Genomic DNA, 13,207 nt, shown 5'->3' with positions numbered 1-13,207 from the left:
GGGCCAGTGACGTTGATCTTCGAAAAAAGCAAGGAAATACCTGACTCCGTTACTGCGGGGCTGAAGAGTGTGGCCGTCAGATTTCCTTCCCACCGGGTGGCCCAAGAACTGATACGACTCTCGGGTGTTCCTATCGCAGCGCCCAGTGCAAACCTCTCAGGCAGACCAAGCCCCACAATGGAAGAACACGTGATCGAAGACATGGACGAAAGAGCTAGCTGCACAATCCTTTCGGGTTCGACGGTTTTCGGACTGGAATCTACGATTATTGATCTCTCAAGAGGAAGACCCTCCCTATTGAGACCGGGCCCTGTCGACCCGGATCAACTGAAGGGAGTCCTTCCAGATCTTCTTGTTCCGGATTTTGTTTCGGGAAGAAAAGAGTATCTTGGTGATCCAATGTCGCCGGGTTTGAAATACAGACATTATTCTCCAGACATTCCATTAATACTCGTCGAAGGAGAGACCGGAATGGTTGTCGCAAAGGTGGGAATAGTGGCTGGAAGAAAGAAGTCTCTCGTTCTTTGTTCTGAAGAAATGAAGGACTATTATCCCGTTCAGGTCAAGAAGGTCGTTCTCGGTTCGAGAGACAACCTCCTTGAGGTTGCCTCGAACCTCTTCAAAGAACTGAGAAATAAAGAGAACATGGAATACTCTCAGATCATTGCCGAGCCTTTCCCTGAAACAGGTGTGGGACTTGCAATCATGAACAGGCTGAGGAAGGCGGCTTGGAAAATTGAAAGGACTTAGAATTCAGACTCGGGGAGAGTGGCTAGTTTGAAAAAAAGACTCAAGAATCTTTCGGGAGAGATATTCGTCCTACTGGGAACGGTTATCGTCGCACTTGCTTTCTACCTCGTCTTTACCTGGGGCGACAGGGCCGTGACGATGATCGAAATAACCGTGGTCGAGAAAGTCGACAATTCCGAAGCCGGAAAATCCGATTATAGAGTGACGGCAGATACTGGAGAGGAATTCGTGATCCAAAACGCCGAAAGCCAGGGATTCTATGCTGCTTCAAAGGTCTTCAAGATGCTTGAAGTCGGAAGGACCTATCAGGCGCTTGTAACTGGAAGAAGAATCCCCATTCTTGGCATGAAGAGAAATATCATCGAGGCGATACCCTCTCCATGATCTACTCGAAAGTGAATCCATCTTCCAGCAAATCGACTCAAGCCCTCGTAACCTACGATCGCAAAGGGTACCTGCTCCGGAAGTGATCTCTTCTATTGCCACCTCTGTTCCAAGTGCCGGCCTGTAGGGTCTGTGCGACGATATTGCTTTGACGACATCTGCCACAGCGATCATTGTTGCCGGCAGGAGTATCTCCTCTCCTTTCAGCCCGTTAGGGTATCCAGAACCGTTCAGCCTCTCATGATGCTGAATCACGTAGTCGGCAATCGGAAAATCAAACTCAATTTCCTTTAGAACTTCATATCCAAGTCGAGAGTGCTCCTTGATCATGTCAAACTCTATTTGATTGAGTCTCCCGGGCTTGCTTAGAATCTCGGAAGGGATCCAGAGTTTCCCGATATCGTGGAGAAGGCCGCTTATCCTTATGTTCTCGCAAAGTCCATCTTCAAGTCCCATTCTCCTGGAAATCGATGCTGCAAGAAGCCCCACTTTTCTCTGATGCCCCGAAGTGTAGGGATCTCTTATCTCCACAATTCTGGAAAGCGCATTAATTGTGCTTCTTAAGGTAGCCTCGAGTTTTTCCTTACTCTCCTCGGCCTCTCTCCTCGCTACCCTCAGATTCGTAACGTCTGAGATGAAGCCTTCGACGAACACTTCGCCCCCACTTTCGCCGGCTATTACCTTTCCCCTTTCAAGAACGTACTTGAGCTGACCCGACCTGGTCACTATCCGGTACTCTATCTCGTAGTGATCGCCTGCTGCAAAAGACTCCTGGATTAGCTCCCACACCATCTCCCTATCCTCGGTGTATATCAAATCCGAGTAAGGCAGTTCCTTGTTTCCAATAATCTCCTCTGGCCGGTAGCCGGTGAGCTCTATGATCCCTCTGCTGACAACTTCCATGGTCCACTCTCTGTCGTTCTTGCATCGGAAGGCAATCCCAGGAAGGTTTGCGAAGAGCCTATCTAGCTCTAACGTGCTCTTCTAAAGGTTCTTACTCGCTTCAGATGATTCATCCAAGTCATTGTAGACAATAGCGATGACATTTGAAGAAAGCTTAGAAATCGTCCCATCTCTCCAAATTACGCTTTTTGCGTCTGAATTCTGTTTCTGTTCGATGCGAAGTGAAATACCGGTTCTGTTTACTTCCTGGATCGCGCCCATTATACCGATTTCCCGGGCCGCGGGAAACACACGCTCAAAGTCCATTCCAATGACAGCTTCTCTCGGAAGACCTTCTATTTCGAGAGCGGCTTGATTGGCATCGATCACATTGAGCGACCCTCAATCGTCAATCCACACAGAATAATGCCATTTTTTGAGAGCGATAAGAAGTCGCGTCAATCATCGGCATTTAAGAAATTACATTCGTCGAATGCTCCTCCATCACTTCTTTCAACTTTAAGTCTCTCGTTGGAAACGCTCATTTTCATCTCCAGATTAGTGAATAATCGATGATAACATTAATTGGCTATCCGTACAAAGCGGTCGATACAGTTCAACCAGATTAATTTCAAGGTTTGCCAATCAGCGCGCTCCTCAATGATTTGACCGATCCTTTGAAGCCAGACATACCGTCAGATGAAAGCATCGAATCAACTATGGCCTCAACGCAGGCCCATGCGGAAGCCCTGAATATCTCGCTAATCGTATTCCCATGGCTCATCAATCTCTGATCGCTCAAGGAGTACTCCCTCGCAGTACTGAAAGCAAGAGAGATATCGCCGCTTCCGTGGTGTCCAGGGGCCCCAAGCAAGCCTATGGCGAGACTCATATGTCGCGAGACCCGCTTCAGCTGATGGGGCATCAAGGGAAGGTCTGTGCCAACAATCATGATCAAGGATCCGGCACCTTGCGCTGAACTTCCACTGTCGTCAGACAACTCTAACGAAGGTATTCTAAGATCGGAAGATCTCCCGAAATTCGATAGGACAATCGCCCCGACGGTGTACTTCCTCCCATCGAATTCAATAATCCTGGATGAAGATCCAATTCCCCCTTTATACCCAAAACAGATCATTCCAGTTCCCGCTCCACAACTACCAAGAGTAAAGTCTTTTCTTGCATTCATTACGGCTATAGACACCATCTCTTCTCTAATAGATAGTGAGCGAATATCACTGAGGAACCCATCGTTGCACTCCATGACGACTACGTTTAGCGACGACAATTCGGGATTGCTCTGGAGGGCGAGCCTTACCGCGCCTTGATGTACGGCTCCAATTGAAAGTGTGTTGGTCAGAAAGATATCGCTTTCGAGCGTCCCGAGTTCTTCTATCTGAATGAGACCCATCGACTTTCCATAACCGTTGAAGACGCTGGAAGCCGCTGGGACTGGTCTTTCATATACGGAAGGAATCCTTATGACGGTTATTCCCGTTCGCAGACATCTCGGTGAATCCTCAGTCAAAGTGTAATGCCCGACTCGTATTCCCTCAAGATCGGTGATCTTGTTCAAAGCCCCCGTTTCGTACCCGTCTGACTGGCGAGCGAGCTCTCGAAATCTCATCTCTTCACCTATCTTTCTATAATTGATATTGGATCCTGTTTCGAGATCATGCATCTTGCCGTGATTACTCCGACAAGCAAAACAATAACGGTCATTAAAGAGATTCTGTAGAGTGTCTCCGGAACTATGATCGATGAAACATACAATCCCTGTAGAAAGAGAGATCTAAAGATCTGCCAGCAGAGCGTTGTCAGAAGATATCCAGTTGCTGCGCCTATGGAAAGCACTAATACTAGTTCGCCGAAAAAGAGAAGACCGATCTCGTCTCTGCTCTGTCCCAAAATGTTCCTGATTGATATCTCGCTCCGTCTTGCCAAGATCACCCTTGTAACGGTAACCACACCGATTATCATGACGACGAAGAACTGAAGATAGATGATAATCGAGGAAATCAACCCCATGAACTGCGTCTCGGCACGGATCTTCAACTCGAAAGTCTTCCTGTCGACCACTTCAACCTGACCGGCCTCGGAGGCGAAACGCCTTATTTCTCCTGCAAGGTTGCGATCATCGTATGATACCAGAAGACCTTCAGATTTGATTCTGTCCTCCACCAGAACACCAGCGAGACTTTCTAGATTAGGCAGAACCTCCATTGAGGAGTAATCCAACCCCCTGACAGAACCATTGACAATCAAGTCGAAAAGACCCCTGCTAACATATAGCGTACCGGCCACGGGATTTTCGCCAAGAATCGGTAGAAGTCTCGAATGCTCAGCAGACACAACTGGAATGAAGAGTTTCGTAGCGCCGAACATAAGCTTCACATCCAGCTCGAGAAGATCGGCAGGAAGGACAGATGTCGACTTCAATGAAATTTCTTCGGGAAGCGTGAACTTCTCCAATTCCGAGGTCTGAATATAGGAACGACGATCGAATAACCAGCCGCTCTCTCGAACAGTGCCCGTCAACGAAGATAGAAGTGAACCAAAAACAGTCACCAGCGCGGCAAACGCGATGATATTCACAAAAAGAGATTTGTAGCCGTCGCTCCTCAACGGAAATTGGAGCCAGGGCAAACCGACATTCCTGAATCTATTCTTGAGCAGACCTAATCTTTCTTCAGAGCTCTTAAGAAGACCGACGAGATCTCTTCTGAGATGTCTCCCTATCAGTATCTGAGATAGAACAATCGTAGTAAACGGTATGAATAACGTGCAGATAGATGATATGGTACTGTCGCCTAGATAAAGACCATTGGGCGTGAAAAAGCGATCTTCGAATAGTGAAAGAACAGCTCTACCCGCAAGGAGTCCCAGAATCCAGCCAGCAGTCCCCTGATAAAGCGACTCCATAAATAGTCTTATTTTCAAATTCTTGGGTGAATGCCCTATGGCGGCAAGAATAGCATACTCTTTTCTTCTTTCACGAATGCTCACCGAATTAAGCATTGTAAGAGCTACTATGAAGACCAGAGAGACAAAGAGATTTGTCAAGAAGACTCCCAAGTAGTAGCTTGCGTACTGCCTCTCAAGAGTCTCTCTGGAAGAAACAGGCCCCCTAATCGAAACCGAAAGCTCTTCTCCGACGACCCTTGATCTCAGTTCGTTTTCGACTGCTATTAGGAAACCACCTTCAGAGAATACCAGAAAGCCAAATAACCCATCTCCCCTCGAAATTCCAGACGGCCCCAGGCCGAATACAGAGGATCCTGCAAGAGATCCAACCACGGTGTATAGGCCCTCGCTTGCCATTTCAGATTCTTCCTCATAGACACTGTCCAGACCGACGTCCGAGGCCTTCAGAAATGAGTCGGATACAATGATTTCGTTTGTCCCTGGGGAAAATACCGTCCCTTCTGAGATGTAGCCATTGCTCTCTTGCAGCATCCGAGATATCTCCGTCTGCTTTATTCCATAAACGGGGAAATTGGCTCTTGCGCTTCCGAAAAGGTTGTAGCCGAGATAGGCTATATCTACGGGGATAACATCTGAAAGACCAAATACGTCTTCGAAAATCTCGATAAGACTATTGTCAATTGATTCATCTCTTCCACTTTCAGAGAGATACTGCACCGTAATCCAGCTCTCGTTGATCTTTGCTATCCTGCTTCTCGTCTCTCCGAAGGACAGAAAGATTGAGCTGATCACAAGGCTCATCGATACACCTAGAGCGACAACGAATATGAAGACCAGAATTCTGCCCGGCCTTCTTCTCAGGTATAACCACATGTACTTAAGCATTCACACCAACCTCATAGACCTGACCATTCTCCACTTTGAGTCTTCTTCTGAAATCACCGATGATCTCAAATGAATGAGAAACGAGTATCAGAGTCGCACCGGACTTAGAACAATAAGACTTCAAGAGCTCTATTACCCTGCTACCATTTTCATCATCCAGGGAAGCGGTCGGTTCATCGGCGAAAACAACCTTCGGACCGGCTATCAATGCTCTTGCCACTGCAACCCTCTGACTCTGCCCAAGCGAGAGCTCATATGGGAATCGTTTGAGAAGTTCGTTCAATCCAAGCGCAGTAGTGATTTCTTCGAGCCTCTTTCTTGCTCCTCGTTTTTCTTTTAGGGGGAGCAGAATGTTCTCCCTTACAGTCAAATGGTTTATCAAGAAGTGCTCTTGAAACACAAATCCGAACTCTTTGCGCCGGAGTTCGGCTTTTGCGGAAGGAGTAAGAGCCGTAAGCTCCTTGCCTTCGTATTTGACTTCTCCACGACTTGGCTCCTTAAGTGTGCTCATAATGAAGAGAAGCGATGACTTTCCAGAACCCGAAGGGCCGAATATCCCAACTTCTTCTCCCTTCTCTATCTTGAGGTCTGTCGATTTGAGCGCCGCCAGAGCCTGCTTCTTCGTCTCATATATCAATGCGACTTCTTTCAATTCGAACATCCTACTTCCTCCCTTTGAGAAGACCTACTGTGATTATCCCACAAACACTCCGCACAGGAAAACCTGGCGAATCAGTTTTTTTGAGTTGACCAGACCAAATTGGGCACAGTATAATTGCAGCCACTAGAAAATCAGTTAGGAGACTTCCCCTTGAGAGAGAAAAAAAGCCATAATAATATGATATATACTGTTTTATACGGAGGTGAGCTGATGAAGATAATGATCGATATAGATGACATTCTTACGGACTTCAATCGGGCCTTCCTAAGTATCGCCCATGGAATGTTTGAAGAGGTGCCGCTGGAAGTTGAGGTCAAGGTCTGGGATTTCTGGAAAACCGTCCCCAACCTAACGCTTGAGATGGAAGAAAAGGTGTGGGAAGCCATAAGGAATACAGAAGATTTCTACGAGTCGCTGCCTCCTTATGCTGCTGAGGAGGACTTAATGAGGCTTGGCGATCTGATTGCTGAAGGCCTTCACGAGTTCTATTTTATAACGTCCAGATTCCCGACGAAGGGAAGAAACGTTCAGATGCAATCTCAGAGATGGATTCAAAAGGTGATTGACGTACCAGTATCGGTAATTGTAAGCTCCAGAAAGGGTGAACTTTGTGAAGTTCTCGGTGTTGAATACGCCGTCGACGACGCGCCGCATCATATTGAGAACCTGCTAGATCACGGCATCAACACTTACATTTTAGATTGGCCTTATAACAGGCATATCGAACATCGATTGAGAGTCAAGAGCCTTGGAGAGTTTCTGGATAGCATATTGATCTGAAAAATCTGGAGGTGAAGACATGAAAAAGCTGCTTCTTACTCTTCTTCTAATTGCTTTTGTGACGTTGGTCTGCTCTGCAAGAACTGCGTGGGAGGATCAGATAGTGTATTTCATTATGATAGACCGTTTTTCGAACGGCGATCCGACCAACGATGACATGGGATATGGGGAGTCCGGCAGCGACAACTCGAGATATAACGGCGGAGATCTCGAGGGAATAATCGAAAAACTGGATTATGTCAAAGGACTTGGTGCAACGGCTATATGGATCACCCCTCCCGTTGCCAACCAGTGGTGGAATCCTTGGGTGAACTACGGAGGTTACCATGGCTACTGGGCCAGGGATTTCAAAAGAGTCGACGAACACTTTGGAGACATCGAGCTGTACAGGAGATTGGTAAAGGAAGCTCACGCAAGAGGGTTGCTTGTGATTCAGGACATTGTCCCGAACCATGTCGGTGATTACTTCCGCTTCGTGGACGGAGAGTTCGAGTTGAATACAGAAAGTATACCGACAGCTTCTCCCGAACAATACCCATTCTCCCTGAACAACTTCGAAGAAAGCGAGACTGATCATATATATCACTGGACGCCGGATATTTCCGATTTCAACGATCAATACCAGAAGCTCAATTATCAGATGTCGGGTCTGGACGACCTCAACACTGAGAATGCGGCGGTCGTCTCGGCTCTCAAAGACTCATTCACTTTCTGGATAGAAGAGGCTGATATCGATGGTTTCAGAATCGACACGGCTATTTATGCTCCAATGGAGTTCTGGAAAGAGTTCTTGAACGGTGAAGCTGGGGTCTACGAAGTTGCCTCCAGAAATGACAAAACGGAATTCCTTACCTTTGGAGAGGCCTGGGTGAGAAGTGATCCATTCGACGATAGCGGAGAAATCGTGATTGAGGAGTTCTTTGATACCGGCATGAACGCAATGCTCGATTTTCCTTTGAACATTGAGCTTAGGAGTGTGTTCAAAGAAGGAAAACCCACTGCAAATCTAGGATACAGGCTTGAAGTGAGGCAGAGCAGGCTCGATCATACCAGGCTCCTGACCTTCATAGATAATCACGATATGGAGCGCTTCCTAAAAGGAGGCGGACTTTCAAACCTCAAACAGGCGTTAGCTTTCATCTTCACAATCCCTGGAATTCCGGTGATCTATTACGGCACAGAACAGGGATTCTTCGAGACAAGAGCCACCATGTTTGCCGAAGGTTTTCAGTCTGGAGGAGTAGACCATTTTGACACTCAGTCGGAGCTTTACAATTATATAAGGGATCTTTCGAATCTCAGAAAGGAGTACCCGGTCTTCAGATATGGAACAATCGAAATCCTGAAATCCGACTCTAACGGGCCTGGAATATTCGCCTACCGACTCGAACACAACGGTGATAAGGTATTCGTGATAATGAACACTGCAGGCGAAAGAAGAATTCTAGCAAATATGGAAACGGAGCTGGAAGAGGGCCAGGTTATTGAGCCGATCTACACATTCAACTCGCTATCAAAGGGTTATCCAGTGGAAAGAGATGGGAAACTTGTTATGTCAATGAATCCTCGTTCAGTCTATGTGGGAATCGCTTCGGATGTGTCTCGCGAAATTGAGATTCCGAATATTGAGTTCACGGCAGATCTCGAAGAAAACCAGAAGATTGACTCAACCTACACGATAACAGGGACCGCATCAGGAGCGTCATTGGTGAAGATAATATTCGACGCGAAAATTGAAGAAGCGGAGGATATTGATATCGTAGACGGAAAATGGTCTTACGACTGGGATATATCTAAATTCGATCCCGGAACTCATTCGATTCTATTCAAAGTTTACGGCAAGACGAGAAGAGAATCAATCTACAGTGACGACTACACCATAATACTTGACATCCCTGAATTGCTTCTGGCATCTCTTCCCGATCTCGAAGGCGACGACAGAGGTCCTCATGGAAGATATAGGTATCCTACAGACATCACTTTCAAGAACCAGATGGATCTTCTCGGGGCGAATGTAAAACAGATAGGGGCTTCGCTGGTTTTGGCGATGAAGATAAAGGACCTGACTGATTCGTGGGGACCGCAAAACGGATTCGATCACGTTACATTCCAGATCTTCATAGACGACCCGGACAAGAAGGGGGCTATGGTCCTGCCTTTCCAGAATGCCAATATGCCGGATGGGCTGGACTGGGATTACTTCATCTTCGCAAACGGTTGGTCCGTAGTTGCATACTCTGCAGAGGGAAGCGGTCCCGGATCTTTTGGGACTGCCATTTCACCTACTCCACTGGTGCAGACAAACAAGATGACCAACGAGGTCATTCTAAGAATCGCCGGGGAGACTATCGGAAGACCGGATGATTTGAAGGGATTCAACATATACATAACCACGTGGGACTTCGACGGAATTGAAGCAGTCTACCGCGATCTCTATCCCGAGCCGAAAAGCTATCACTTCGGAGGAGGAAACAGGGAAGATCCGTATATTATGGATGATATTTTGATCAAGATAGACTAAGAATTTGAAAATAGACCAAAGAGCGGATGTCTGGAGGCAACTATGCTTTTTACTTTGGCCGTGATCTTTGCCGTGATAGTCACTGCGCTCCTGATAAAGTACCTGAGCAGGGATGACGATGGAGAACAGAGAGAGGAAGAGAGGGAGATCACTTTCAGTCAGCATGCGATTCTGAGAATGAATGAAAGAGATATTGAGCCGGAAAGGATATTGAGAGTTCTCGAGGAGGGCCGTAAAGTAGAGATTACCAACTACAACAGAATGAAGATAATGGATGACGAAATCACGGTGATACTTGAGAAGAAGCTTGCCAACTTCGAAGTAATCACGGTATATTGGAATGGTGGTGATCGAGAAACGCCACCGTTTGATGGCTAGCATACAATTTCGACTTCGCTAACGGAAAAGAGCGTTGTTGATTTTCCTGCTATCTGGAACTGCAATCTGAGGTTTTTCAGAGGAATGGGGACTATATGGAAGAAAGCAAGAACAAAGTTGTCGAGTTGCTCAAACAATACATGTCTACGCCTGAGGACGAACCTTCCAGAGGGCTATCATATCTCAAAGAAGCGGTATCCATCCTTAATGGGCAGGGTAAGACTCTAGCTGCGCATGAGATTTTGGAGAAAGAACTCGGGAAGTTCGACGATAACTCAACAGTAGAGATTGCCGTTTTGTTGAATATGATGATCAAACTGAGCGCTCTTGTCGGCGATTTTGCGGGTGCGGTAGAGCATTCGAAAAGGGCTCAGGTAATATGCGAAGCGAAGAATGAAAGAGAACTGCTCACGAAAGTCATTATTAACACTTCCGGCCTTTACTTCAAGATGAAGGACTACGATAAGGCATTGGTGCACGCAAAGAGAGCCCTTCAAATGGCCAAGAGAAATGGTGACGAGATCAATGCCGCCTGCTGCCTGAATAATATCGCCATTATACATGAGAACGGTGAGACTGGAGAATCTGGGATTCCCTATCTTGAAGAGGCCGTGAAGATCAAGGAAAAGCACGGTATGAACTCTGAGCTCCCCAGCAGTTATTTGAATCTTGCAGAACTATATTACGAATCGAATCGAAAGGCAGAAGCAGCCGAGCTTCTCGAAAAAGCCAGGCAAATCGCCAAAGCGAACGAAAACGAATATGCAATTGCCGAGACAATGAAATACGAAGCCCGTTTCTTGAAAGGCGAGGGAGATTTCGCCTCGGCTATCAACCTGTTTGAGGAAGTCAAAGAATACCATCAAAAAAACGGAAACAAGACTGAACTACTGGGAGTACTGAACGATATCTCTTCAGTGTATGAGTTGACAGGAGACTCTAAAGAGGCCCTAAACACGTTCAAACAGATTACTGAACTTAGCCGTAGCATTTTTAAGGAAGAACAGGCAAGGTCGATTGCCCAGCTGGAATCATCGTTCGAGGCGAGGGAGAAACTGAAAGAAATTAACGACCTGGCTGAACAAAACAAGAGGCTAAGAACGGTAAATGAAGAGATATCGGAGAAAAACGACGAGCTCCAGAAAATGAAAGCCAAGCTGGAGGAGATCAATAGGCTGCTGGAAAAGCAGGCCGAGACTGACCCATTGACCGGGCTGTTGAATCACAGGAAGATGAAATCAGTACTGGACAGTGAGATTTCGAGAGCAGAGAGATACGAAACTCCACTGACCATGATTATGCTTGACCTGGACAACTTCAAATCAATTAATGACTCTTACGGGCATTTGAAGGGCGACGAGCTACTCGCGGCCATCGGGAAACTGATTAGATCTTCCATCAGGAAGAATGATTTCGCTTTCAGATACGGTGGCGAGGAGTTTCTCATCCTTCTTCCTTCGGCAGATATGCAGAGGACAGCGGAGGTGTACTCAAGGTTGAAGCGGTCTCTACGTGAGCGCCTTGAGATAGCTGTCTCTTTCAGCGCGGGTGCAAGGCAGTGGAAAGGTGAGTCCTCGGACGAATTCATTTCCATTGTGGACAAATTGCTCTATGAAGCAAAAGCAAAAGGAAAGGACAGGCTTGAGATAAGCGAGGCGGCCATTTGAGAAAGGCGAATGAAATGGGACAGATAGATCATGAGAAGAGCTTCACAGATTATTACGAAGAGTATCTTTCGAAAAGTGAGTTGTGTGTCGAGGAAAGGCTGTCGCTTCTAAGAAGGTTCCAGCAAGCTTTGCTTAGCTCGGGAGAGACTCTAGTTGCCTTCGAAACTGTAAGCAGAGAACTTGAGAAATTCAAGGGTCAGACTTCCCGCGAGCTCGGACTTGCCTACAACGGTATGATTAGAATCAGCTGTCAATCAGGCGAGTTTTCAAAGGCTCTCGAATATGCTTACAATGCCATTGACGTCTTCAATGAAATAGGAGATGGAAGTACCCTGTCGATGATCTACAACAACATTGCCGGCGTCTACCTGAAAATGGAGAATTACGAGAAATCGCTAGAATATACAGAAAAGGCTATAGCCCTCGCCGAGAGGGCTAACGACGAGATATCTCTTGCCAAGTATCTCAACAATAAGGGAATAGCTATTGAAAACATTAAAGAAGACGGCAGTGGCGCGCAGTTCATTCGAAAATCGATTGAGATTAAGGAGAAACACTCTCTTGAGAAAGATCTTCCCAATAGCTATATGAACCTCGCCGACATCTTCCTCTATACCGAAAGAGAGGATGAGGCCATCGATCTCTTGAACAAAGCCCGTGAGGTAGCAAAGAAGAACTGTGACGATTACTCTCTTGCAGAAGTTTGTCGCTATGAAGCCGAATACTACAAGGCGACGGGAGACTTGGATTCTGCTCTGGCCTCTCTCGAAACTTCGCTGGAATATCACAGATCGAAGGGAAACAAATCGGAAATTCTTCAGAAGTTAAAGGCTATCTCCGAAATCCAGGAGGCGAATGGCGATGTTGAGGGAGCACTGAAAAAGTACAGGGAGATGGCAAAACTGAATTCCGAGATATTCAGAGAAGAAGAAGCTAGAGTAATTGCAAAGCTGGGAGCGACCTTTGCCGCTATGCAGAAGCTCAGGGAAATCGAGGACATGGCAGCAAGAAACAATGAGCTTTCAGAAGTAAACAAATTGATCGACAGAAAGAACGAAGAGCTCACGAAGATGCAAAGTGAATTGAAGTCTGCTAACGAGCTGCTAAAGCTGAGAGCCGAGACAGATTCCCTAACCGGCCTCATGAACCAGAAGAAGATGTTTGAAGTAGTGGAGTACGAAATAAATAGGGCCAAGAGGTACGGCAATGCGCTCTCCATCATCATGCTTGACATCGATAACTTCAAGGGACTAAACGACCGTCTTGGCCATCTGAAGGGAGACGAGATACTCGAGATCCTCTCTTCGCTTATAATCTCAAACATAAGGAAGATTGACTATGCTTTCAGGTATGGAGGAGAAGAGTTCGTAATCC

General features: G+C 46.6%; 10 protein-coding genes and 1 pseudogene. 7 read left to right on the top strand and 4 right to left on the bottom strand.

Features of this window, described 5'->3' with window-relative positions:
- The coding region (locus ENN47_03015) for an L-threonylcarbamoyladenylate synthase (GenBank protein HDP77154.1) at positions 1-750 on the top strand (750 nt) is incomplete at its 5' end.
- A gap of 27 nt (positions 751-777) precedes the next feature.
- Entirely contained in the window at positions 778-1,134 is a 357-nt protein-coding gene (locus tag ENN47_03010) for a hypothetical protein (protein HDP77153.1), read from the top strand.
- A 37-nt stretch (positions 1,135-1,171) separates the two neighbouring features.
- Here ENN47_03010 and ENN47_03005 read toward each other — a convergent pair.
- From ENN47_03005 to ENN47_02990, 4 genes and pseudogenes are all read right to left on the bottom strand, one after another.
- A pseudogene (locus ENN47_03005) lies at positions 1,172-2,561 on the bottom strand (HD domain-containing protein).
- A gap of 86 nt (positions 2,562-2,647) precedes the next feature.
- Positions 2,648-3,643 (bottom strand): S58 family peptidase, encoded by a 996-nt coding sequence (locus ENN47_03000; protein HDP77152.1) that lies wholly within the window; start codon positions 3,641-3,643, stop codon positions 2,648-2,650.
- Between the two features lie 8 nt (positions 3,644-3,651).
- A complete protein-coding gene (locus ENN47_02995; GenBank protein HDP77151.1) occupies positions 3,652-5,826 on the bottom strand; it encodes an FtsX-like permease family protein in 2,175 nt (724 codons plus the stop codon).
- The gene (locus tag ENN47_02990; GenBank protein ID HDP77150.1) at positions 5,819-6,487 is read right to left on the bottom strand and encodes an ABC transporter ATP-binding protein; all 669 of its coding nucleotides are present in this window, start codon (positions 6,485-6,487) and stop codon (positions 5,819-5,821) included. Before ENN47_02990 ends, ENN47_02995 begins: the two co-directional genes overlap by 8 nt.
- 210 nt (positions 6,488-6,697) lie before the next feature.
- On the opposite strand from ENN47_02990, the gene ENN47_02985 reads away from it, so the two are divergent.
- The 5 genes from ENN47_02985 to ENN47_02965 all read left to right on the top strand — a co-directional run.
- Entirely contained in the window at positions 6,698-7,267 is a 570-nt protein-coding gene (locus tag ENN47_02985; GenBank protein HDP77149.1) for a hypothetical protein, read from the top strand.
- Between the two features lie 19 nt (positions 7,268-7,286).
- The gene (locus tag ENN47_02980; protein HDP77148.1) at positions 7,287-9,788 is read left to right on the top strand and encodes an alpha-amylase; all 2,502 of its coding nucleotides are present in this window, start codon (positions 7,287-7,289) and stop codon (positions 9,786-9,788) included.
- A 42-nt stretch (positions 9,789-9,830) separates the two neighbouring features.
- Entirely contained in the window at positions 9,831-10,166 is a 336-nt protein-coding gene (locus tag ENN47_02975; protein ID HDP77147.1) for a DUF4258 domain-containing protein, read from the top strand.
- Positions 10,167-10,261: 95 nt separating this feature from the next.
- Entirely contained in the window at positions 10,262-11,833 is a 1,572-nt protein-coding gene (locus ENN47_02970) for a GGDEF domain-containing protein (GenBank protein HDP77146.1), read from the top strand.
- Between the two features lie 14 nt (positions 11,834-11,847).
- Positions 11,848-13,207, top strand: a 1,360-nt coding sequence (locus ENN47_02965) for a diguanylate cyclase (protein HDP77145.1), incomplete at its 3' end; no start/stop codon positions are given.

The organism is Mesotoga infera (assembly GCA_011045915.1).
Lineage (GTDB): Bacteria > Thermotogota > Thermotogae > Petrotogales > Kosmotogaceae > Mesotoga > Mesotoga infera_D.
This window is presented reverse-complemented; position numbering and strand designations above follow the sequence as displayed.

Excerpts from the sequence above, each read along its gene's own strand:
- ENN47_03000 (HDP77152.1), bottom strand. The coding sequence starts at position 3,643 with ATGAGATTTCGAGAGCTCGCTCGCCAGTCAGACGGGTACGAAACGGGG.
- ENN47_02995 (HDP77151.1), bottom strand. The coding sequence starts at position 5,826 with ATGCTTAAGTACATGTGGTTATACCTGAGAAGAAGGCCGGGCAGAATT.
- ENN47_02990 (HDP77150.1), bottom strand. The coding sequence starts at position 6,487 with ATGTTCGAATTGAAAGAAGTCGCATTGATATATGAGACGAAGAAGCAG.
- ENN47_02985 (HDP77149.1), top strand. The coding sequence starts at position 6,698 with ATGAAGATAATGATCGATATAGATGACATTCTTACGGACTTCAATCGG.
- ENN47_02980 (HDP77148.1), top strand. The coding sequence starts at position 7,287 with ATGAAAAAGCTGCTTCTTACTCTTCTTCTAATTGCTTTTGTGACGTTG.
- ENN47_02975 (HDP77147.1), top strand. The coding sequence starts at position 9,831 with ATGCTTTTTACTTTGGCCGTGATCTTTGCCGTGATAGTCACTGCGCTC.
- ENN47_02970 (HDP77146.1), top strand. The coding sequence starts at position 10,262 with ATGGAAGAAAGCAAGAACAAAGTTGTCGAGTTGCTCAAACAATACATG.